General features: G+C 41.4%; 19 protein-coding genes. 9 read left to right on the top strand and 10 right to left on the bottom strand.

Translation table 11 applies throughout. The annotated features are described in order from the left end of the window. Position 1: 1 nt before the first annotated feature. The 3 genes from HWQ43_RS28375 to HWQ43_RS28365 all read right to left on the bottom strand — a co-directional run bounded on the left by HWQ43_RS28375 (position 2) and on the right by HWQ43_RS28365 (position 2670). Positions 2–382 (bottom strand): hypothetical protein, encoded by a 381-nt coding sequence (locus tag HWQ43_RS28375; protein ID WP_292739880.1) that lies wholly within the window; start codon positions 380–382, stop codon positions 2–4. Further along, the gene (locus HWQ43_RS28370; protein WP_292739878.1) at positions 366–1370 is read right to left on the bottom strand and encodes a recombinase zinc beta ribbon domain-containing protein; all 1005 of its coding nucleotides are present in this window, start codon (positions 1368–1370) and stop codon (positions 366–368) included. The genes HWQ43_RS28375 and HWQ43_RS28370 overlap by 17 nt, the downstream gene beginning before the upstream one ends. A gap of 196 nt (positions 1371–1566) precedes the next feature. After that, positions 1567–2670 carry a hypothetical protein gene (locus HWQ43_RS28365; RefSeq protein ID WP_292739876.1) on the bottom strand — a complete coding sequence of 368 codons (1104 nt, stop codon included), beginning with the start codon at positions 2668–2670 and terminating at the stop codon, positions 1567–1569. Between the two features lie 1059 nt (positions 2671–3729). Between HWQ43_RS28365 and HWQ43_RS28360 the strand changes: the two genes are divergently transcribed. Both HWQ43_RS28360 and HWQ43_RS28355 read left to right on the top strand, forming a co-directional pair. Next, positions 3730–3879 (top strand): hypothetical protein, encoded by a 150-nt coding sequence (locus HWQ43_RS28360; RefSeq protein WP_292739874.1) that lies wholly within the window; start codon positions 3730–3732, stop codon positions 3877–3879. A gap of 79 nt (positions 3880–3958) precedes the next feature. Beyond that, positions 3959–4819 carry an alpha/beta fold hydrolase gene (locus HWQ43_RS28355; RefSeq protein ID WP_292739872.1) on the top strand — a complete coding sequence of 287 codons (861 nt, stop codon included), beginning with the start codon at positions 3959–3961 and terminating at the stop codon, positions 4817–4819. 290 nt (positions 4820–5109) lie between these two features. On the opposite strand, the gene HWQ43_RS28350 is transcribed toward HWQ43_RS28355, so the two are convergent. The 4 genes from HWQ43_RS28350 to HWQ43_RS28335 form a co-directional block, all read right to left on the bottom strand. After that, the gene (locus HWQ43_RS28350; protein ID WP_292739870.1) at positions 5110–5397 is read right to left on the bottom strand and encodes a hypothetical protein; all 288 of its coding nucleotides are present in this window, start codon (positions 5395–5397) and stop codon (positions 5110–5112) included. Continuing rightward, positions 5387–5725: a hypothetical protein gene (locus tag HWQ43_RS28345; protein WP_289798597.1), complete on the bottom strand. Its 339-nt coding sequence runs from the start codon at positions 5723–5725 to the stop codon at positions 5387–5389. Before HWQ43_RS28345 ends, HWQ43_RS28350 begins: the two co-directional genes overlap by 11 nt. A 141-nt stretch (positions 5726–5866) precedes the next feature. Further along, positions 5867–8392, bottom strand: coding sequence for a cyclic nucleotide-binding domain-containing protein (locus HWQ43_RS28340; RefSeq protein ID WP_292739868.1), 2526 nt, complete (start codon positions 8390–8392; stop codon positions 5867–5869). Positions 8393–8798: 406 nt separating this feature from the next. After that, positions 8799–8948, bottom strand: a complete 150-nt coding sequence (locus tag HWQ43_RS28335; RefSeq protein ID WP_292739865.1) for a hypothetical protein — start codon at positions 8946–8948, stop codon at positions 8799–8801. A 568-nt stretch (positions 8949–9516) separates the two neighbouring features. Between HWQ43_RS28335 and HWQ43_RS28330 the strand changes: the two genes are divergently transcribed. Both HWQ43_RS28330 and HWQ43_RS28325 read left to right on the top strand, forming a co-directional pair. Next, the gene (locus HWQ43_RS28330) at positions 9517–10281 is read left to right on the top strand and encodes a PPC domain-containing protein (RefSeq protein WP_292739863.1); all 765 of its coding nucleotides are present in this window, start codon (positions 9517–9519) and stop codon (positions 10279–10281) included. A 912-nt stretch (positions 10282–11193) separates the two neighbouring features. Beyond that, a complete protein-coding gene (locus HWQ43_RS28325; RefSeq protein WP_292739861.1) occupies positions 11194–11400 on the top strand; it encodes a hypothetical protein in 207 nt (68 codons plus the stop codon). A gap of 76 nt (positions 11401–11476) precedes the next feature. On the opposite strand, the gene HWQ43_RS28320 is transcribed toward HWQ43_RS28325, so the two are convergent. Further along, the gene (locus tag HWQ43_RS28320) at positions 11477–11623 is read right to left on the bottom strand and encodes a hypothetical protein (protein ID WP_292739859.1); all 147 of its coding nucleotides are present in this window, start codon (positions 11621–11623) and stop codon (positions 11477–11479) included. 379 nt (positions 11624–12002) lie between these two features. Between HWQ43_RS28320 and HWQ43_RS28315 the strand changes: the two genes are divergently transcribed. The 3 genes from HWQ43_RS28315 to HWQ43_RS28305 all read left to right on the top strand — a co-directional run bounded on the left by HWQ43_RS28315 (position 12003) and on the right by HWQ43_RS28305 (position 16785). Further along, positions 12003–12761 carry a PPC domain-containing protein gene (locus HWQ43_RS28315; RefSeq protein ID WP_292739857.1) on the top strand — a complete coding sequence of 253 codons (759 nt, stop codon included), beginning with the start codon at positions 12003–12005 and terminating at the stop codon, positions 12759–12761. A gap of 236 nt (positions 12762–12997) precedes the next feature. After that, the gene (locus tag HWQ43_RS28310) at positions 12998–13819 is read left to right on the top strand and encodes a peptidylprolyl isomerase (protein WP_292739854.1); all 822 of its coding nucleotides are present in this window, start codon (positions 12998–13000) and stop codon (positions 13817–13819) included. Positions 13820–13845: 26 nt separating this feature from the next. Then, a complete protein-coding gene (locus tag HWQ43_RS28305) occupies positions 13846–16785 on the top strand; it encodes a peptidase domain-containing ABC transporter (RefSeq protein ID WP_292740023.1) in 2940 nt (979 codons plus the stop codon). 140 nt (positions 16786–16925) lie between these two features. Here HWQ43_RS28305 and HWQ43_RS28300 read toward each other — a convergent pair whose 3' ends face one another. Beyond that, the gene (locus HWQ43_RS28300; RefSeq protein WP_292739852.1) at positions 16926–17231 is read right to left on the bottom strand and encodes a hypothetical protein; all 306 of its coding nucleotides are present in this window, start codon (positions 17229–17231) and stop codon (positions 16926–16928) included. A 120-nt stretch (positions 17232–17351) separates the two neighbouring features. Here HWQ43_RS28300 and HWQ43_RS28295 point away from each other — a divergent pair, with 120 nt between their 5' ends. Continuing rightward, a complete protein-coding gene (locus HWQ43_RS28295; RefSeq protein WP_292739850.1) occupies positions 17352–18854 on the top strand; it encodes an HlyD family efflux transporter periplasmic adaptor subunit in 1503 nt (500 codons plus the stop codon). Between the two features lie 45 nt (positions 18855–18899). Here the strand turns inward: HWQ43_RS28295 and HWQ43_RS28290 are convergent, their stop codons facing one another. Further along, positions 18900–20147 (bottom strand): alpha-L-fucosidase, encoded by a 1248-nt coding sequence (locus tag HWQ43_RS28290; protein WP_292739848.1) that lies wholly within the window; start codon positions 20145–20147, stop codon positions 18900–18902. A 368-nt stretch (positions 20148–20515) separates the two neighbouring features. Here HWQ43_RS28290 and HWQ43_RS28285 point away from each other — a divergent pair. Further along, a partial coding sequence (locus HWQ43_RS28285) for an AAA-like domain-containing protein (protein WP_292739846.1) occupies positions 20516–21818 on the top strand: 1303 nt, incomplete at its 3' end.

Here is a 21818-nt window from a genome sequence, read left to right as displayed (position 1 = left end):
ATTAGTCCTCTAATAGGTAGTTATTTTTAGGAAAGAAACTCTGTAACTCTTCAAAATTTAATTGCTCTAATGCTACAAGCTGCTTGCCAATATGTTCCATAAATCGCTCAAAATTGGGACAACCATTACACCCTTTATCATGACCAGGAATAGTACATTGGCAAGTGCGAGCAGGAGGAATTTCTTTGAAGTAGTAGTTGCACCGGATACAATAGCAAACGCGATTTCCCTGACTCTGGTAGGAAGTGGCAGAACCTTTGCGATCGCATTTGGGGCATTTAGGTTTACTCAAGTCTTCAGGTTGCCACTCCTGCAAAACTAGTTGAGAAGCAACTTCAAACCTTAACTGTTTTAGTCGAATAAGTTCAAGCACATTTATCATGGTTCTCCGATGTGACAGAAGAGGTGTTTTGAAAAATGATGGATTCTATCCGACCATCACGGATGAAAATTCTATGTACTATGCGGCGATATATCTGAACCTTCTCATTGTTAGATAGCGATCGCCAAATTCCCAGGTTATTGCCTACTTGAATAATCTCCTCAACAGTCTTGTCTTCAAGGTGCTTGGACTGAAAGAAATTGGTTTCCTCTTCAATCTGGCGTTGTAGTTCCGCCTTAAGTTCCTCTGCACCAGGGTTAAATCCAGGAAACTGCTCTAAAAAAGTGAGTTGTGCTTCTAGCTTTTGCAAACGCTCAGTTTTGAAGGGAACTACATCAGTTGTCTTATTATTTTCCTGACTAAGATGATGAGATTTCTCCAGTAATGCTGTAATCAGAGCTTCCTCAATATCAGGTTGTTTTACATTTTTGGAATTATTACAACCAATCCCAGAATGCCGACAGGCATAGTACCTATACTGCTTAGATGCGGTGTACACTCCTTTATGAATACACCGAGAACCACACTCACCACAGTAAACTAAACCTATTTGATAAGCATAGGGACGATATTCTTCTTGACGGTGCTTAGTTCCAAATGCCCCAGCGCACATTTGAGTATTTGCTGCAATGATTCGCTGAATTTCTTCAGCTTCTCCATCTCTGAGAAGTCGCTGTTCAGGATGAGTATTGTATATTATCTGCCACTCTTCACGAGGTTTAAGCCTTCTTTTGCCATCAGCAGTTTGTTCATCCCTACCATAGCAAGTATGTCCATCCAAAATTGGATTCTGAAGCCATACTGACAAACCTCGTTTAGTCCAATGAAGAACTTTGTCTGTTCCATTAGACTTAGCTTTTGTTTTACAAACACCATACTTCTCAAAAATTTTCTTGATCGCATATCCTACTTGAGTGGAGTATGCACAAAATCCTAAAGTAAAGATTATGATTGATTGAAAAAATATTATGTATCTTGATAAAAACAAACTTTTTAAACAATGAAATAATTGTTGTTAGATAATTCGCTTTAAAAAATAAGTAGTGAATTATCGTTCTAACAGATAGCTGTCTAGAGGAAAGTGAGTAACACATAAATTTGTTTTCCTTATGCAAAATGGACTTGACTAGGGATAACAAATTAATCGAAGAGAAAACGAATGAATTTAAAGTTGTAAAGAAAAATTAAGTCCAGCACCACTGAATATATCCCAAAGAATCAACAATCCCTTGAACCTGCCCAGGGCTATTTGTGATCTGCTGCCCGTTCACTCGCTTTTTGTAAGGTTGTCCACTTCGCCAATCGAATTCATCTACACAAAGTTCTTTACTTTCAATGAAAGCATTGAGATAAGCTTCTAAATAGGGTTCTAGATGCTTGTTGTACTTACCTGTTCTTTGCATTTGCGATCGCATGGCCAATATCCAGTAGCCATTCCAGCCTGCACCTTGCAAATACTCAAGGTATTCTTGCTTTCTCTTACAGTCATAAGCGCTATCGAACAAGGATTCTTGCCAAATTCCTTCTCTGAGTAGGTAAGCACGAGTAACAAGATAGTCTCGTTGTTTTTGTTTTGGAATCCATTGCCAAGATCGGTTACAAGGACCCAGTTGCCATGTAACTAGAAAATCCTGTTTGAGAATTTCAACGAAAAGTTCTAAAGGCTTACTGAACGGATAGGTAATTTCATTCTGTGCTGCCCATTGTTGGATAATTCGCTGACCTCTTGCTAAGACTTGGAAGCAAGCAATGTCCAACTCTCTAATCAGTTTAAGGTTATTGAGGCTAGTGAGTGGTAGTCGATTACTAAAAATACCTCCTTTTTCCAGAGGATCTTCCATCAGTCCAAGCATTTGCTGCGCTAAAACTACTCCTCTTGCTTGCCAGAAGTAATTTAGTGTTTTGAGCCAATAGCCTTGGTTTTGGTTTTTAGGCAAAACGGATGCAGTTAGAGGGATCTCACCAATTGCCTTAGCAATCTTGAAAAATTGTTTCCCTTTGGATGTATTAGGTATATAAACAGGAGTATGCGGAATCCATCGACGCTCAATTCGTAAACACTCATCATCTTTTCTTGCGTACTCAAGCCATTCCTGTATTGCCTGTTTGATGAATGGATGCTGCTGCTTCATCTCTACAGAAAGGGACAGCAGATATTCTGGAATCACGATTAGTGGTAGTTCCTGTAAGGCTTCAGATGGTTGAAAAAATCTCTCTACTAAAGTTTGTAATTCAATATCAGATAAGTCTTCGTATGGATAAGATAATGATAAATAATACTTAAACACAGCTTATAGTTCTATAATTTTACCTGCCTAACGCTCTTTTATGACTCTGATGAAAGAAAAAAAATGTAGGTTGGGTTGAACTTTAGTAAAACCCAACAAAACCAAGGATTTTTCGTGTTGGGTTTCGTTCCTCAACCCAACCTACTCGTAAATTTATCAAAGCCTTAACAATCAAGGGTTATGAATTTTTATTTAACGAGAGTAATAGAAGAGCGCTAATGTACTTCCCTTAAAATCTACTGGGTTTTGTCAACTAAGGTTGTTATGAACGAGAATTTAAAATTTTGATATTGTATAATTATTTTCATTATTATAGTAAAATTAAAATTTTTAATTTTAGTAATTAATCATTAATTGACATCAGTTATTTGGGATAAATTTAAAATGAAAAAAGCGATTAATCAACCTCCCATATCATCAGCAACCCTGAGTGCACTGAATTATTTGCACGATTTACCAGATCACGTCATTCAAGGCAGATACTTAAATATTAAGACAGTACATATACTATCGGTAAACAGGTATCCACAGTTCTTCTATCAGTTGCCGCCAAATAGTACTGAGATTAGCAAGATTAGAATCTGGCTGATGCCTAAATGTGCAATAGCTTATCCTTTAAATATCCTATTCCCATACATTTGTCTGCCAAACACCATTGTGGGGTAAAAGTGGGGTAAAAACTTGTAGAAAAGTTTGAAAGGCTTGTAAAAACGTTATTGCTCAAGGTCTGCAAAACCTCCACCCCCGGTTCAAATCCGGGTGCCGCCTTAAGGCTTTCAGCCTTTTAGGATAATCAAAAATCACATAAAAGGCTTTTTTGATAGCCAAACTGATATTCAAAGTCCAAGCCTACTGCTTTCTAAACTGTAAGATGTCTTAGATTGCACTAGCTAACTTGACTATATATGAATGGCACCAAGAAAAGATACAGCCCTTGCTCTGACTGGAACAAGCCTCTAGGCAGGGAACCCATTCTGAAAGGGCTGCCGCCTCCAATCTTCTTGACAAGAGGCAGAAGCCCACTTTAAATACATTCCTAGCCTCCAGGCTGAGAACAAGATGACACAAGCCTTTGGGCTTTTCTTAGTGCCATTCGACTATATATATGTCACAGTGATATCTAAAACAATTACCAAAGCTAAGACCACCGAAGAAACCCCAGAAAGCGCTAGTCTTGACACCAGATTAACCCAACTTAAAAGCTGGTAACTTTCATCTGCTTACTTCTCCCGCCTTTTTTCCTAATTCCTATTAGACGTGAGTCATGTAATTTTATACAATCCCGAAAATGCGAGCGAAAATACGAGATACAGAGATTTTCTTTGATGTGGAAGGTTCTGCATTAGTAGTGGATGGCACGAGCATCTGCTCTAAACCTGTCGCCTTTCTAATTCACGGGGGGCCTGGTGCGGATCATACTTCCTTCAAACCAACCTTCTCGGCTTTAAGCCGAAAACTTCAACTAGTCTATTTTGACCATCGCGGTCAAGGAAGGTCTGCCCGTGGGTCTAAAGAAACCTATACTCTAGACAATAATGTTGAAGATATGGAAGCGTTGCGCCAACACCTTGGTCTGGACAAAATCGTTGTGATTGGCGGTTCTTACGGTGGTATGGTGGCTCTGACTTATGCAGTCCGCTATCCTCAGAATGTCTCTCATCTGATTGTGATTGCCACCGCAGCCCATAGTGGCTTTTTAGAACGGGCTAAGGAAATCCTCGCATCAAAGGGAACTGAAGAACAAAAAGCAAGCGCTCAACGCCTTTGGGATGGGAATTTTGAAAATGAGGAACAGTTAAGACAGTATTTTCAAGTGTTGGGATCAATGTATTCGCTAAAATATAATCCCACCACCTCAGCCATTGCTTGGCAGCGGAATATTCTCTCAGTTGATGCGATTAATGTTGCTTTTGGCGGTTTCCTCCGCAACTACAATATTCTTGACCAGTTACACAAAATTACTGCACCTACTTTAGTTATTGCAGGTCGGCATGACTGGATTTGCGCCCCAGAATTTTCTGAAGAAATTGCTCAGGCAATTCCTAATGCAGATTTGAGAATTTTTGAGAATAGCAGTCATTTGATCCGCGCAGATGAGCCAGAAGCACTTTTGGATGCGATCGCGGGTTTCTTGGTTTACCAGTCGTGATACGTAAAGCCGTCTGCTTTTAGGTGGCGGGTGCGATTCGTTCACTCATCCCTGAATATTTCTATTCATTTCGAGTGAACGAATCGCAGCCCCGAATTGAATTCGGGGGATGTATGTCAATTCGTTATGTCCCAATACGGTTCAGTTAAGGCTAAAACTCTGTTATCCAAGTCAGTTTTTTAACGAACCGCCAAGGCGCAGAGGACGCAGAGAGAAGAAAGAGAAGGAAATAAATTGCTTAACTGAACTGTATTGCGTTATGTCCGTCATCAAGGGCAGCAACGATAACGTTAATCTGCCACGCTTCTGGCTTCGGCTTCGGTTGTTCTTTTGCACTCACCCAAGGCAGGACAAGGAAGATAGTCAACAGCAGGAAAAAGGAAAAAAGGCGATCGCTTTGTAATTTGGTGTAGATGGTTAGGCATGGTTGAAGCCAATTTGTAATGACGCTCTCTATGAGACGCTAAAAGCGTAGCTTGCTTCTCTGAAAGAGTACGAATACTCGCTAACACTCCGCTAACGTCATCAGCTACGCGCCAGCGAGTTGAGCCGATCAAATCGCCACATTCAAAGTTCAATTAGCTTGAATCCCCAAGGTTTGAGAGCCGCTAAAGCTATTTCTTCTTTTACACCCTCATAAGCCTCCCATTCCAACGGGTGTTCTTTTGGATGTCCGTCGCCGACATTCCCTGCAACTTTAATTATTGGACAATTGGCGATGCGATCGCGCTCCAACCCTCTTGGAATTGCTAGTTCGATTTTATGCCCGATAAACTTCGCTGTACTATCATTAGCTACAGATTCACGGATTAAACAAATATCACCAGCAGTCCCCCAAGTCGTTTGGTATATGTGGAGGAATGATATATAAGTTGCTGGTTTGATGGATCTTTTTAGAACGTGCATTATTTGTAATCCTTACACTATGAGTCAAAAATCATAAATCATACAAGTATTTTCTATCACGTTCGTAGGGAAGAATGTTCTTTACTCACATTTTGCACCTAGCCCAGGCGATTAGAAACCGCCTGGTGGAGGATGTGAAGCTTAAAAAACGATAATTGCCCACATACTAACTCCCAAAGCGATCGCTGCTAAGTGTTGCAAAAGGAGCGATCGAACTGGTTGCTTGGCAATTTTTTGCGTTAATAACATAGTCATCAACACGGAGAAAATTATCGTTGTACCTTGCAAAAAGGCAATTACAGCCGGGTGAGCAACCAATATTGGCAATTGCTCACCACTCAAACCAAGAGTAGCAAAGCTTACAGGTAAAATCCGCCCGCCTTCACTTAAGCCCAAACGTAGATAGTGAGCTAAGTTTCCTCCCAAAACTAATGGTAGGTAACTATATGCAAGTTCTACAAATTTTCGAGGCTTACGGTTAGCGTTGAACAGTTGGAGCAAGCGATAAGCCACGTAGATAAAAGCCGTTGGGATAATTAACACTAGCAGCGATAATCCCAAGTGCTGCCAAAAATCAGTTAAATCGAGTTGCAGCCCTAACCAAGATTGCAATTCTGGTAAGCGATGTAGATATATACCACCCAACAGCAAAAACAATAATGCTACTTCATAGGTGCGGGGTACATGAGTTGTCCAGAGTTCAATTCCAGGGGGACGCAAGTTGAACTCAACGGAACGATGAGGACAGGCTTTTAGACAAGTCATGCATAGTACGCAATCTCGGTTATCTTCTAACTGCGCTGGGTGTGAGTATAAAGGACATCCATTAGTTTCCAACCCTTCGCCCTTTTGTGGCCCACCTTTATAGCACTGATAGGTGGTGCAACTGGCAGAACAGATACCTTGTTGTGCCCGGAGTTCCGTCATTGAAAGTTTGGCAAATAAACCATTCATCCCGCCGATGGGACAGAGATAACGACACCAAAATCGCCGCTCAAAAATGGCAGAGAAAATCATTGCCCCGGCGGTAATTAACAGCAGCAAACAAGCACTAAGGTAAGCTGTATTTTCTAAATGCCAGAGTTCTTCCCAAAGGAAAATTAGGGTGAACAAACCAAACATGAACCATCCGCCCCATTTTTCAGCTTCCTGTCTCGGCCAACGCTTGAGTTTTCGAGGCCACAGCCACAGAGATAACTTTTGGGTAATTTCGCCGTAAATCATAAAGGGACAAACAGAACACCAGATGCGTCCCAAAAAGGGAAAGAGAAATAAGAAGAAAGGCCACCACCAAGCCCAAAATAGATTTAAGACGAAATTGCGATCGCGGGTTTGCGGCCCAATAAATAATATTGCAACAATAATCGCAAAAGCCGTTGCAGTAAAACCATAATTAATGCGATCGGGCCACCAGTCACTACGTAAAAACCGCCGTAAAGCAGGATAGGCATTTAACAGATTCACCCGAAATCGTTTTTTCTTAGTTTCGGCTGGCCAGAAAATTTCTTCTGTTAATTCATTCGCACCCTCAGCTTGCACGATCGCTCTTTCTACCAGATTTTTCAATTCCTTGAGGTTGCCAGGAAAATCATAAGACTGGAGGCGACGCAAAGCTTCTGGGGTAATATGCGGTTTAGAAACGCCTCTAGAGCGAGTGTAAAGACTGGTATAATATTCGACTTGTGTCTGAATATCAGCTTTCCGTACCCGTAGCGGTGGTACTTTAATAATGTGACCAACAGAACGTTCAACTGTCGGCTGAGTTTTTTCTGAAACAATGAGAATTCTGGCTTTACTGGGACGAGCTTCGGCTACTGGATCTCCAGAACGACTGACGGGTGTATATGTAGCAGTTTTGAGCAACTCCGTCACGGCAGGTAATAATTCTTCGGGCAATTCTTGGATGTTGTTGAGAACTAGAGTACCTTCCCCCAACCATTCCAACAGCCCTGGTTTGCCGCCAGCGCGACCAAATAAATCTGCGCCGCTAGTTTGGAGAATACCACAATTTACTTTAATAATTGGTTCTCGTCGTTTGGGAGAACCAAAGTGGATCAGGGCTGCTATATTGTCTTTTTCTAACCCTGGTTCACCGAAAATATCCACAGATTTGCGGTCAGCAGCCGCTTCTCGAATTTGCTCCCGCAGCCGCACAGCATAGCGACTGGTACCAACAATTCCCCGTTGCGCCTTGGTAACTAAATATGGGCGCAAGGCAATAGAACGTTCTTGTTCATAGCCAAGTGCAGATGTTACCTGAGCTAATTCTTGAGCCAATTGGCGCGAAAAAGCCTGAGCAATTTCGGGGTATTGAGTGACTAATTCCCGAAATTTAGCAGCAGGTACAACCCACAAGTGACATTCGGTTACTGTAGTAATTGTGAATGGAGTTAATTCTTCCAACAGCAATTCTTTGAGTTCAATGACTGCACCGGGGAGAAATCCACAAGCTAAAGCTGGGTTGCTTTGATTGGTGGTATTGCTTTCGAGTTGACCTTCTACAAGAATATAAAGGGCTTCTGGAGAATTACCTTCACTAACTAAGTCAGTTTCGGCGGGTACAACTTGTTCTTCAATTACTTGAGCGATCGCATTTAATACTTCAGGTGAGAGAATTCCTAAAGTCGTGCGTTCTTGTAGCCATATAACCGTTTCTGGAGATGTCATATTTAGTTCTCCCTGTAGGCTGCTGTATAACAAGAATTATCCCTGAAAGGGTATGTCAAAATATCTATATTCAGTGGTTGTGCATTAATACACAATGTGCAGTAGACTTTTTGCATAAATCACAAAATTTGAACTCCACCCCGCCAAAGTTACGCTTTGTCTCCCCTCCCCAAGCTGGTTACGGTGATATACACAAGTCCTTCTCAGCCCTCTAACTCCCCCAATTGGGCTACGACGGTGTACACAAAAGTCTTCTAAAGCTCAATACGGTTCAGTTAAGGCTAAAACTCTTTGTCAAATTCAATTTTTTTAACGAACCGCCTTCGCGTTAGCGTCTCCCCTTGGGAGAAGGACGCCTTCGCGCAGCGTCTCGAAGAGAAGGACGCAAAGAGAAGAAAGAAAATGCTTAACTGAACTGTATTGTTCTAAAGCTGCCCCACATCTTGACTAATGCTAATGCATCGACCTGCAATGCCAATGCATCGACTTGTAATGCCAATACATCGACTTGTAATGCCAATACATCGACCTGCAATGCCAATACATCGACCTGCAAAGATTAGCTTACCTTACGTTAGACAGCAACTCTAAAAGACTTGTGTGTACGCCGTAGCCGATGCTTTGGGGAGGGGGGATTAATACCATTCCACAAAATGCTTGATACAAATGGCGAGTAGAGTTTGTCTTTTATAGACGGAGCGAATTGCCAACATTAATTTATCTGGTTCGCGCCTGATACAAGTTTTCGCTACACATCTCTTATTTCATCAAACTCATTCTCGATTACGCCAATGGTGAGGAGTCATAAGACTTTTTATGACTAAACAATACAAAGCACTTGAAATTTACTTTCACAAACACCTAACTATAGAAGTCTTTTTCATGCTGTGTTTATTGAAAAAACAGTTTAATTTAGATTCATGGTTAAACAACAAGTTCTGAACGCGGCAACCACACAACCAAACAGCTAAGGGTCTATTGAAAATAATAAATAATATTTATTTTCATCAAACTCTAAGCCATTACATTCTGGTAAATATCGATTTAAATCGATATTTACATCTGTGCAAACCACAACTTAATCTGAACTTGACCACATCACAATCAATACCTAAAGGACAAAAATGGCACTTTTCAATCTTGGTACACTCGGTAGCACCCCTGTTGTCAAAGATAACTTCAGTTTAACTACCACAGACCCCACAGATGTCTTTAAATTCCAAATCACCAGTGGCAAAAATATCAACCTGTCTATGACAGACATCAGTGCTGGCGATGATGCGGACATCCGGCTGTTTCGAGACGCTAACAATAACGGTGTACTAGATAGCTTCGACCGAAATGTTGGACTTGTTTCCAATCGCGGAAGCAACCAAGATGAGGCGATTAACTTTAAAACTAGCTCAGGTACTTTTTTTGCGGAAGTATCTCGCTTTGCTCCAGGTAGTTCAGGCAGTGTCAGTTACGATTTAGCCTTGTCTGCAACTCAGCCTTCTGGAACTTTTCCCCTTGCAGCCAGTTTCAGTAACCTTCTACCGAAGGAATTTGTACTTGGTAATCTGTCAGCTGATGTTACTCGTACAGGTAACGTCAATAACCAGAACACTACTGATGTTTACAACTTCTCTTTGGGATTTTTTGAGGGTGTCAACATTAAATTGAACGGACTGAACGGCGATGCTGACATCCGGCTAATTCGGGACTCTAACAACAATCGCATCGTTGATGCTGGTGAAGAAGTTGCACGCTCTACTAATGGAGGTACTACGTCAGAGCTTATTTCCAACATTAACTTATCTGGTGACTACTTCTTGCAAGTCACTCAGTTCTCTACCTCTAATTACACTGTGACTTTCGACCACTTCACCACCCCCTTTGCTTTAGTTTAGGCATCGACAGTGGTGAGTAGTACTTGAAAGTTTTGTACGGCAATGCTTTCAAGGGTATGCAAATGATGTAAGCGGCAAAGAATTCTATCTGAACTTTGCCGCTTTTATTCCAGACTTTAGACAAAAAAATTACATCAGACTTAACTAAAGCGGACTGAGCAACGATGCTGATATCTAACTAATTCGAGACTTTAAATTGCAATCGAGGAAATTGCCTGTTCTATTAAGAGCGGTATTACCTCAGATATTATTTCCAATATTAATAATGCTGGTAAATACTTTCTACAAGTCGAGCAATTCAAAGATAGCACTAACTACACTTTGACTTTTAACTAGTTCACCACCCCCGTTTGCTTAAATCTAGGCATCGGGAGTGGTGAGTAGTTTTTGAAAGTATTGTACGGCAATGCTTTCAAGGGTATGCAAATGATGCAAGTGGCAGAAAGTTATACCTGAACTTTACCGCTTCATTGCATAAACTATAGCTGCATCGATCAAATATTTCAACACAATTGATGTTAAAGATTTTTTAAGCTTTCTTCGGGGAAGGGATTTAGGCACAGATATATGTATGTGGGGTTCTATCGCCGATTCATTTCACTTTGCCCGATGGGCTGATGAGTGAAGTGTAACAAGTGAGGAGTGAAAACTTATAAATTAGCGATCGCTTAAAGACTACTAGAAACATCCAGTTAACCATAAGAAACCTCTGAATTACCAGAGGTTTCTACGTATCAATCTATACAAGTTTTTTTGTGTGGCAAAAGTTTGCCAAAGCGATCGTTTGACGCAAGCTTTCACTTGCTTCTTCACATATCCAAGGCTTACGCACTCAGATTCCCCAACCCTCTTAAAAAGTTGGCTCTAGAAATTATCTCCTTAAAAAGCTACAGTGTACACGCAAGTCTCTTGATGCATCGACCTGTAATGTTAATGCATCGACCTGCAATGCTTATGCATCGACCTGTAATGTTAATGCATCGACCTGCAATGCCAATGCATCGACCTGCAATGCTTATACATCGACCTGCAATGCCAATGCATCGACCTGCAATGCCAATGCATCGACCTGCAATGCTTATAAAAATTAACTCACTCTACGTTACGCAGCAACTCTAAAAGACTTGTGTATACACAGTAGCCTTTTTAAGCCCTGCTCGGAGGAATCTAAGTTTTAGGCTTTAGTGCGTAAGTCTTAGGTGATTTCCGACAAAGAAAATACCTGTGTTGGCGAGTTTCGACAACTCTTGGAGACGCTACGCAAACGCTCAACTCTCGATCTATCAGTTGGTTGAGCGAAGTCGAAACCAACGGCATCGGTATATTTATTCTTGTAAATCACCTTAACATCTCTTATTTCATCAAACTCATTCTCGATTACGCCAATGGTGAGGAGTCATAAGACTTTTTATGACTAAACAATACAAAGCACTTGAAATTTACTTTCACAAACACCTAACTATAGAAGTCTTTTTCATGCTGTGTTTATTGAAAAAACAGTTTAATTTAGATTCATGGTTAAACAACAAGTTCTGAACGCGGCAACCACACAACCAAACAGCTAAGGGTCTATTGAAAATAATAAATAATATTTATTTTCATCAAACTCTAAGCCATTACATTCTGGTAAATATCGATTTAAATCGAAGATTTACATCTGTGCAAACCACAACTTAATCTGAACTTGACCACATCACAATCAACATCTAAAGGACAAAAAAATGGCACTTTTCAATCTTGGTACACTCGGTAGCACTCCTGTTGTTAAGAATAACTTTGATTTAACTACATCTGATACCACGGATGTCTTTCAGTTCAAAACCACCAGTGGCAAAAATATCAACCTGTCTCTCACAGATATCAGCGCGGGTGATGATGCCGATATCCGGCTGTTTAAGGATTCTAACCTTAACGGTGTATTGGATGACTTCGACCAAAAAGTTGGAATTGTTTCCAATCAGGGAAGCAACCAAGATGAGGCGATTAACTTTAAAACTAGCCCAGGTACTTTTTTTGCGGAAGTATCTCGCTTTGCTCCAGGTAGTTCAGGCAATGTCAGTTACAATTTAGCCTTATCTGCAACTGAACCTTCGGGAACTTTTCCGATTTCAGCCAGTTCCAGCAACCTTCTACCTAGAGAATTTGTACTCGGTCACTTGTCAGGTAATGTCACTCGTACAGGTAACGTCAATAACCAGAACACTACCGATGTTTACAGCTTCTCTTTGGGATTCCGTGAAGGTGTTGACATCAGATTGGAAGGATTAAGCACCGATGCTGATATCCGGGTGATTCGAGACTCTAACAACAATCGTATCGTCGATGCAGGCGAGGTAATTGCCAGCTCTAATAATGGAGGTATTACTTCAGAACTGATTTCCAACATTAGTGTACGTGGTGACTACTTCTTGCAGGTAACTGAATTCACTGGCGACACTAACTACAACGTGACTTTTAATCAGTTCTCTGTCCCTGCTTAAGTTTAGGCATTAGCAGTGGTGAGTAGTACTTGAAAGTTTTGTACGGCAATGCTTTCAAGAGTATGCAAATGATGCAAGCGGTACAAATCCATACCTGAACTTTACCGCTTGCATTTCTCAATTTATCTCTGCACGGCTCATATCGTGTCCGGTTAAAGACTTATCATTAAGACTGCAAGGGGGCAGGGAGCAGGGAGCAGGGGGAGAAAGAATTTTCAAGTTTTTGCACAAATATTATGAATAAAACATTACAACTAGGCGATGTCTACGACGGGCGTAGCGGCAGCGCCATCTTACCGCCAGAAATTATCCCCTTTTTAGTGAGTTACAATCTAATCCCGCAATTGTTATCTCAGAGCATTATTGAATTAGCGATGTCTACGACGGGCTACGCCAACGCACCAATTACCTGCACACAAGCCGAAACAACTCAGGCTCTACAGCAATTTTATCAGCATTGGGATTTAAACAGCGAAGAAAAAATCCAAGATTGGTGTTTACGTTATGGTTTAACTCAAGAACAATTAGAACTTTTCGCCACCCGCAAGCTGAGAGTCGAAAAGTTCAAGCAAATAACTTGGGGACATCAATTAGAATCTTACTTCCTTAAATACAAAAGACATTTTGATAAAGTCATTTATTCTTTAATTCGGACTGAAAATAGAGGAACTGCTAACGAGCTATTCTTCCGAATTACAGAAGGAGAACAATCATTTTCGGAACTAGCTCGTGAATATTCTCAAGGGCCAGAAGCTGATACAAATGGCATTATCGGCCCAGTAGAGCTTGGTACGATCGCTCCCAATTTTGCTCAGTTACTTTGCACAAGTCAAGTAGGTATAGTTCAACCACCCGTATCCTTTGGAGACTCATGGATAATTGTCCGCGTGGAAAAGCTTATAACTGCCCAGTTGGACGATTTTATGCGCCAACGATTGCTGCAAGAAAATTTTGAAACTTGGTTTCAACAGCAACTAAGTCAACTATCACCAGAAGAAAAAGCCTGGATGGGAATCAACATCAAACCAGCACAGGTTCAAGAAGCGAAGGCTGCTTAAAAATTATAAAAATCGGGTGCAAGATGATGACAAATACAACCGTTGATATTCAAGAATATATTGCCGATCTATTTCCTTTTAATTATCTGCCACCAAATGTTTTAGAAAATTTGCTCAACAAAGTGCAATATTGTCGTTATCGCATCGGGCAGGTAATAGTAACTAAGGAAGCTATGCCCAATTGGATTAGCATTATCTACCAAGGACAAGCACGTTTATTAACCTACAATTCCCAAGGACAAAATCCGGCGACACTGAAGTTACTCTCAGCAGGAGAGGTTTTGGGTTGGGTAAGTTATATGCGGGGTATTGCTTGTGAAACTGCGATCGCTTCTACTGAAGTTATCGCTATTAATCTACCTATTGCTGGTTTTCTAACTTTACTCAAGCAGGAAGAGGCTTTTGTCCACGCCTTGCAAAATGAAATTACTCTGTTAGAAGTGCATGAACTGCTCACTGAAGAACTCAGCCGTCGCGCAGATGGTCGCAGGAATTTAGTTAAGCTTGCCCAAGCTGCAACTGAAGTTGCGATTATCCAAACAATTCCTGCACGCAAATTCCGCCAGCAGTTAGATTCAGAATTTTTGTGGTTAGTCAGCAGTAATCTCGATCCTGAGTTCCCTGTGGGGAGTCGCCTAGAGTTGGATGAACTCAATCCCAAGCTGAAATTTAATACAAATATGCGTCTGGTGGGATTGCCCAAATCAATACTTGGAGAAAATCTCGCTTCTCCTACACCAAAAACACTCTTACCCGCAGAGATTCCCTACGCCTCAGAAATTACTGTCACAGAAGCACCAGCAGATCAGGGTAAACAAAAGAAGTTTCCTTATATTAAAGGTAGAGGGTCGCTGGATGCAACACTAGCTTGCTTCCAGATGTTGAGCCAATACTTTAACATCTCCTGGCGTCGAGATACATTGCAGCGGGTGTTGACAAAGCAGCACGAACAGAAAGGTATTATATCTCTGCAATTTTGCGCTGCTGCTGCTGAGTTGATGGGGTTGACAACACAGATGGTAAAAGTTCCCGCCGCCGCAGTCGGACGCTTGCAATTACCAGTAATGATTTCTTGGCAAGATAGTTTTACAATTATTTACAAAAATAGCGATCGAGAGTTACTCATTGCCGTTCCAGAGATGGGGCTACTACGCTACAAACTCCGAGACTTTGCGGAAAACTGGGGGGCTGAAGGAGAGGTTCTGCTGCTGCAAACCACCAAAAATACTCCCAAAGCGCGGTTTAGTTTGAGTTGGTTTGTACCCTCACTGCGGCGCTATCGCAAGGTGTTAATTGAAGTACTAATTGCTTCCATTGTCATTCAACTGTTTGGGCTGGTAAATCCCCTCGCCACACAGGTGATTATTGATAAAGTACTGGTTGGTAACAGTCCCGATACCCTGGAAGTTTTTGGCATCTTTTTGCTAGTAGTAGCAGTCATCGAAGCAATACTCACCAGTATCCGCACTCATTTATTTACAGATACCACTAACCGAATTGACCTCGCCCTTGGTTCTGAGGTGATTAATCACCTGTTGCGTCTGCCATTATCTTACTTTGAACGCCGTCCTGTGGGAGAATTGGCAACGCGAATTCACGAACTAGAAAATATTCGCTCTTTTTTGACTGGTACAGCTTTAACTGTGGTGATGGATGCTGTATTTTCAGTGGTCTACATTGTAGTAATGGCGATTTACAGCCCAGTGTTGACCTTGGTAGCTTTGGCAACAGTACCGCTGTTTGGCTTGCTCAACTTGATGGTATCACCTGTGATGCGCCGACAATTGCAAGAAAAAGCTGAGTGCAATGCCGAGACGCAATCTTATTTAGTGGAAGTGATGGGGGGAATGCAGACAGTCAAGGCGCAAAATTTAGAAATGCGATCGCGTTGGCAATGGCAAGAACGCTATGCTCGTTACATCAGCGCTGGTTTCAAAACAGTCTCTACCCAAACTACCGCCGGTTCTGTTAGCAGTTTTCTCAACAAGTTTTCCAGTATGTTAGTGCTGTGGGTGGGAGCTTTTCTCGTCCTTAATCAGCACCTAACCTTGGGACAACTCATCGCTTTTCGCATCCTGGCTGGTTATGTCACTAGTCCCTTGTTACGCCTGATGCAACTTTGGCAGAACTTCCAAGAAACCGCTCTATCTCTGCAACGCCTTGCTGATATTTTAGATACTCCCCAAGAAGTAGAAATCGGTAACTGTCAAAATATCCTTATGCCCAGTGTTCAAGGTAGTGTCAGATTTGAAAATCTCAGCTTCAGTTTCTCGGAACATGGGCCAATGCAACTGTGCAATATTAACTTAGATTTTCCGGCTGGCTCCTTTGTGGGAATTGTTGGTCAAAGTGGTTCCGGTAAAAGTACACTGCTAAAATTATTACCCCGACTTTACGAACCCAAGTCCGGCAAAATCTTGATTGATGGCTATGATATCAGCAAAGTAGAACTCTATTCCTTACGCCGTCAGATTGGTATGGTGTTACAAGATACCCTATTGTTTGATGGTACAATCCGCGAAAACATTGCCTTGGGATATCCTGATGCTAGCGATGAAGAAATTATTAATGCCGCCAAGGTAGCTTATGCCCACGACTTTATTATGTCTTTACCCAGTGGCTATAACACCCGTGTAGGCGAGCGAGGTTCAGGACTGTCTGGAGGACAACGCCAAAGAGTAGCGATCGCTCGTACTGTTCTGCAAAATCCGCAATTACTGATTCTGGATGAAGCTACCAGCGCCTTAGATTACAATGCCGAAGCCCAAGTTTGCCGTAACTTAGCAACAGCTTTTCGAGATAAAACAGTGTTTTTCATTACTCACCGCCTCAGCACAATTCGCAATGCCGATGTCATTCTGATGATGGATAGAGGTGCTGTGGTAGAACAAGGGACTCATGAAGAATTGATGGCGCTCAAAGGTTATTACTACTGTCTGTATCAGCAACAGGAAGCGAAAGTTTAGTCATTAGTCATTAGTCGTTAGTCATTTGTCATTTGTCATTTGTCATTAGTCATTAGTCGTTAGTCATTAGTCATTAGTCGTTAGTCATTAGTCATTTGTCATTTGTCATTTGTCATTTGTCATTAGTCATTTGTCATTTGTCATTTGTCAGCCGTAAATACTATTGTTTCAACTTTAAATAATGAAACTTCAAGCTTAAAACTCGATACTTCAGCCTTTGAACTCGGAAGTTGAGCCTTTTTACTTGAACCTTGAGCCTTTTTACTTGAACCTTGAGCCTTTTTGCTTGAACGTTGAGCCTTTAAACTCGGAAATTGCATCTTTTTGCTTGAACGTTGAGCCTTTGAACTCGGAAGTTGAGCCTTTTTGGTTGAACGTTGAGCCTCTGAACTCGGAAGTTGCACCTTTTTGCTCAAACGTTGAGCCTTTAAACTCGGAAGTTGCACCTTTTTACTTGAATGTTGAGCTTCTCAACTAGGAACTTTAACCTTAGCACTCCTAACTCTTGTACAGACGCGATTAATCGCGTCTCTCAACACTCCCCAATGCCCCATTCCCCATTTATTATGAATATTCAATATAAATTCGATCAACCAGTACTTTTACAACAAACTCCTACTTGGTCACGAGCGATCGCTTGGACTATTGTTGGAGTTAGCACCTTCACCGTAATCTGGGCCTCGGTGTTCCAAATTGATGAATCAATTCATGCTACTGGCAAGTTAGAACCACAGGGTGCAGTCAAAGAAATTCAGGCTCCGATTCATGGTGTTGTCAACGAGATTTTAGTCAAAGATGGTCAGCGAGTCAAAAAAGGTGAAACACTCGTTACCCTAGAAAAAACTTCTTCTGAGGCGGAGTTAACTTCATTAAAGCAAAGTCGGGCGGCTCAATTGCTGGCGAAACAGGCGCTAGAGCAAGAAAATGACTTCTATCGCCGTCAGCTTCAAGGCAACATATCACTACAAGAAGTGGCACAGCAAACTGCTCTGTTGAAAATTAAACCAGAACTTGCCTTTTTGACCAAGAGCCGAGCTGCGATTATTGCCGAAAACCAGTTGTACCGGACACAATTAAACGGTGCGACTGCTGGAAATATTCTTACAAGAGAGCAACAGTTACGCTTGCGAAATCGCCAAATAGAATTAGAATCGCGTTTAGCCACAGCTAATTTAGAAACGGGACAGACACAACAGCAATTTTTCCAAACTCAAGCGGAGTTAAGTAGCGCTAAAGAGTTGCTGACAATTAATCAACAAATTCTCCGCAAGTTTGAACCTCTAGCGCAGCAGGGCGCGATTTCCCAGGTGCAATACTTGAAACAGCAGCAGGATGTCAGCAGCAAACAAGCAGAAGTAATCCGATTGAATCGGGAACAGCAGCGATTACAATTAGCGATCGCACAGTCAAATCAAAAATTTCGCAATACTGCGGCTGTGTCTCAAGAAGACTTACTAGCCAAAATTACAGATAACGACAAAAACATTGCCGGAATTGACAGCCAATTAACCAAGGTAATTGTAGATAATCAGAAACGCCTCTATGAAATTAACGGTCAGATTGGAGAGATTGATAGTAAATTAACTCAGGCAGAACAAACGCTGAAATATCAGAAAATTACCGCACCCGTAGATGGAACCGTCTTTGAACTCAAAGCTAAAACAGCCGGATTTGTAGTTAATTCCAGCGAACCACTTCTGAAACTCGTTCCTAGTGATAACTTGGTTGCTAACGTCTACATCACCAACCGTGACATCGGCTTTGTCAAAGAAGGGCAACAAGTGGATGTGAGAATTGATTCCTTTCCCTTCCAAGAGTATGGCGATATCAAAGGGGAACTAGTTGAGATTGGCTCTGATGCCTTACCTCCAGACCAAGTTTATAATTTCTGGCGCTTCTCCGCAAAAGTCCGCTTACATGGGCAAAAGTTACTGATTAATCAGCGTCAAATTCCCTTGCAATCAGGGATGTCTATTGATGCTAATGTGAAATTGCGTCAGCGCACCATTATGAGTATCTTCACTGATTTCTTAGTGCAAAAAACTGAAAGCTTAAAATCTCTGCGCTGAACAAAGTCCTTAACCTTGTACTGTTACTTAAAAAACATTAATTACTCAAGAATCAATATCAATACAAATCACTGTAACGTATGGATTAATTACTGATTCAGGTACATCAATTGTTAATTCTCCTAACGGATTAGAATTGAGGATAGAATCCATAATTGCACAGCGACTAGTGTAGGTTAGTGCTGTGCCGTCAGCGAGAACAAACACCGATTTTACTCGTTTGATTGGTATACCCCTAACTGATATTGTTTCATAAGGTTTCATTAATAGGTGTAGATAAATGCGATCGCCCTTACGAGTTGAGGAGCCATAAAATTGCCACGGTTCTAATCCTGGGGTTGTATCAAGTATACTTTCAGAGTGGCTCTCCATCCAATCTGCTATATCTTTGAGACGCTCTGATTGCTCAGGAGGGATTTGTCCATTACCCATTGGACTAACATTGAGCAAGAGGTTGCCTCCTTTACCTGCTACTTCGCAAAGAGTATGAATTAGCTGACGAGATGACTTGAAGCAATGGTCGTCTGAATTATATCCCCAACTTTCATTGATAGTCAGACAGGTTTCCCAAGGATGATCGGGTGGTTGAGGAGGAATAAACTGTTCAGGAGTTTCAAAGTCTCCACAATTTGGAAGACGATCGTTAATGAGAATATTCGGTTGTAAATCACGAATCATTTTTGCTAATTCTTGAGCCTGCCATTGCTCTGGAGTGCGTTCCCAACTTCCGTCAAACCAAATGATGTCAATTTGACCATAGTTGGTCAATAATTCTCGTATCTGATTGAACATAAATTGGATATATCGCTCCCATTGTTGCGCTGTAGGTTGAGGTAGCTGATCAAAGCGATAAGGTTTATCTGCTTCTGTAAAAGCCGGATAGTCTGGATGATGCCAGTCACTAAGCGAAAAATAAAGACCAACATGCAATCCTACAGAGCGCATCGCTTCGATATATTCACGTACAATATCTTTTTTGTAAGGTGCAGATGCAATTGAAAAGTCTGATTCTTGGGTATGGAATAGGGCAAAACCATTATGATGCTTGGCTGTTAATATGGCATATTTCATTCCGAGACTTTTTGCTAAATATGCCCATTCTTGAGGATTGTATTGCTGTGGATTGAAAGTATTAGCTGTGTAGTGATATTTTTCAACTGGAATATCTTTGCAAAAAGGAAGGCTGAATACACCCCCAACTAACGGCCAAGATAACTCACACCCTTGTTGAGAACTATGTCCCCAATGAATAAACATCCCCAATCGAGCTGTATCAAACCAGTTATTCATCATGGTGAAATTTGGCAATAATTCTACTTAATTCGGAGAAATAGCTCCTTTTGCATCTTAGTACATATACAGATTTTGGTTGTTATTATTTGTTGGCTGAGGTGAAAATGCGTAGGCGTAGCCCGCCGCAGGCATTGCTATAAAGTGGGGCGTAGCTCCTCGTTCCTTTTCCTCATAACTAGAGATAAGCACTTGCTTGTCGTGGGTATAGCGTCGTAGGGCGTTACAATGCAGGGTCTTTTTCTAGCATCTTGTTGACTGGTAGGGGGTTAGGTTTCTGAAGCCGACTGTTTAAATTTAAGTAAATAAGGAAAAAAATATGAATAATTCCGCTAAAGTTTTATTTAAAACAAAGTTTATTCTTTTTACAAATGAATATAGAAGAAGCACTAGTAATTTTAGATACATTTCTTGAACATAGCTTAAGTGATGTTCAGGAAATAATATTTCGTCAAGCTTGGGAAGGAAAAACTTATCCAGATATCGCCGAAAGCTGTGGTTATGATGCCAATTATATAAAAGATGTTGGTTCTAAGTTATGGAAGTTACTCTCACAAGCTTTTGGGGAGGAGGTGACAAAAAGTAATTTTCGTTCAGTATTGAGACGGCGAAGCCTCCAACGGGCTTTGCCTACGCAAAATAGCCTTTTGTCAGAAAAACTACAACCTATGCCAGCAGTCTTGAGGCAGTCTCAGCCAACAAGCAGAACCAAAGATGCGATCTCAGGGTCTTCTTTAGTAATTGAAAAGCAAGACGAGAGAAAAACCCTAGACCTTAACCGTGACTTTTTAGAAATTCCTGGTGGCTCAGTGCCCCTAAATTCCTTTTTTTACATAGAGCGTCCGCCAATTGAAGAACGCACATATACAGAAATCAACAAACCTGGAAGCCTAATCAGAATCAAAGCTCCCAGCAAAATGGGAAAAACATCCCTAATGCACAGAATTCTTACTCATGCTAAACAGACTGGGCTACACACTGTACAGATCGGTTTGCAAAGAGCAGATAGTCAAGTTTTCACTAGCTTAGAAAAATTCTTACGCTGGTTTTGTGCTAACGTCAGTCGGCAGTTGAACCTAGAAATCAGACTAGATGATTATTGGGATGAGGATATTGGTAGCAAAGTTAGCTGCACATTGTATTTACAGGAGTACTTGCTGGAGAAAATCGACGCTCCGGTAGTCTTAGCTTTGGATGAAGTGAATCGAATTTTTGAGTATCCAGAAATCTCTAGGGATTTTCTGCCGCTACTGCGTTCTTGGTATGAAGATGCTTCCGAATTAGAAATCTGGCGAAAACTCCGACTAATAGTAGTTCATGCCACTGAAGCTTATATCCCGTTAGATATTAATCAATCGCCTTTCAATGTGGGATTACCAATTAAATTACCAGAATTTAGTTTAGAGCAGATGCAAGAATTGGCGGTGCGTCATGGACTGGATTGGGCCAAAAGTGAGACAGGATTGCAAAAGCTGGCTCCTTTACTAGCGATGATTGGTGGTCATCCCTATCTAGTTCGTCTCGCTCTTTATAATTTGGGACATCAAACTGTAACCCTAGAGCAGCTATTAAAAGAGGCTCCCACAATTGCGGGTATCTACAGCAACTATTTACGGCATCATCTTGCAAATCTCCAAGAACATCCCGAATTAGCGATCGCACTTAAACGGGTAG

This window comes from Nostoc sp. JL31 (assembly GCF_017114965.1).
GTDB lineage: Bacteria > Cyanobacteriota > Cyanobacteriia > Cyanobacteriales > Nostocaceae > Nostoc > Nostoc punctiforme_A.
Note: the sequence above shows the minus strand (reverse complement) of the source record. Positions and strands in the feature narration are given on the sequence as shown.